The sequence below is a fragment of the Streptococcus sp. STC1396 genome, assembly GCF_058933875.1.
This window is the reverse complement of the sequence record NZ_JBZYCU010000053.1, coordinates 1-1,143: the sequence shown is the minus strand read 5'-3', so window position 1 is coordinate 1,143 and position 1,143 is coordinate 1. Positions and strand designations below refer to the sequence as shown.

At 39.5% G+C, this 1,143-nt stretch carries 3 pseudogenes; 1 reads left to right on the top strand and 2 read right to left on the bottom strand.

The features are described from left to right. Nucleotides 1-292, bottom strand: a pseudogene (locus AC5FEC_RS10370) (IS3 family transposase); the annotation flags it as partial. A gap of 8 nt (nucleotides 293-300) precedes the next feature. Continuing rightward, nucleotides 301-811: pseudogene (locus AC5FEC_RS10365) on the bottom strand (IS30 family transposase); the annotation flags it as partial. A gap of 163 nt (nucleotides 812-974) precedes the next feature. On the opposite strand from AC5FEC_RS10365, the pseudogene AC5FEC_RS10360 reads away from it, so the two are divergent. After that, nucleotides 975-1,143 (top strand): annotated as a pseudogene (locus AC5FEC_RS10360) (ISL3 family transposase); the annotation flags it as partial.

Here is a 1,143-nt window from a genome sequence, read left to right as displayed (position 1 = left end):
GCGCTATCCAGTTTGGAAGAGTCCCTCGGTTTGGCAAGGCGTAATCAAGTGAAACGGTCAGCTTTGACTGTTGTTTCAGAAGCACTTTATCAATCATTTCCTGCTTTAATTCTGGAGAATAATAGGTGTTTTTCCCTTTCTTGACAATGTTCATCCCGTATCTGTCTATCAGTCGAATCATATATTGGATACCGGATTCTGCAATACTGAACTGGTCCGACAAAGACTTAATGCTTTCACCATTTTGCCGTAACTCATAGATTTTTACTTTGTCTTCATAACTTAATTTCACTTGAATTGTCAAATCAAGTGCACAATTTCACCATAAAATACTTTATAAGGAGTTTTCCAGTTGAGACACTTTCGTGGTCTATTATTTAGTTTAGCCTCCCACAGCTGAATGGTGTGCTCATCAATAAATGTTAAGTCGCTCCCTTTGGGAAAATATTCTCGTAATAATCCATTGGTATTCTCATTGGTTCCTCGTTGCCAAGGCGCATGAGGGTCTGGGAAATAGACCTCTACCTTTAATTGATCAGTCAAGTCTTGATGATTCGTGAATTCTTTTCCTCTATCGGGAGTGACAGTTTCTTTCGGCAAGGGCTCCAACATTTGTACCATAGCCTTTATGACCAGTTTGCTTTTCTTGATCGCTACCTTCTTGATTTTAAGAAAACGAGAATAGCGATCCGTTAGAGTAACTAAGCAAGCTTTCCCGGTTTTCCCTGCAACCTGCTTCCCAATCACCGATCCTAGTTCGCTTGTTTGCTTCTTCGGGTCTTTCGTGAATGGTATGAGAAATAGAAATTTTCCAATTTGAGAAAAGTTTAGTCCTTTTGTACGGTAAATCAGAATACTTTCCCGCTCATCTATGGTAAAATGGTGGATAGCTCATAAGATTTCCTTTCGTAACTAGTTCGTCCAATTCTATTTTACTAGAAAATCTTATGAGTTTTTATTGTGCACTTATATTGTATATTCAAGGTGCTGGATACAAGACATTGATTCGTCTAAGGAAACGGCGTTTCCGCTGTCAGGATTGCGGGAAAGTAGCTGTCGCAGAAACATCCTTAGTCAAGAAGAATCACCAAATCGCAACCATCGTCAAGCAGAAAATCGCTCAAAAACTAATCGACAAAGTCC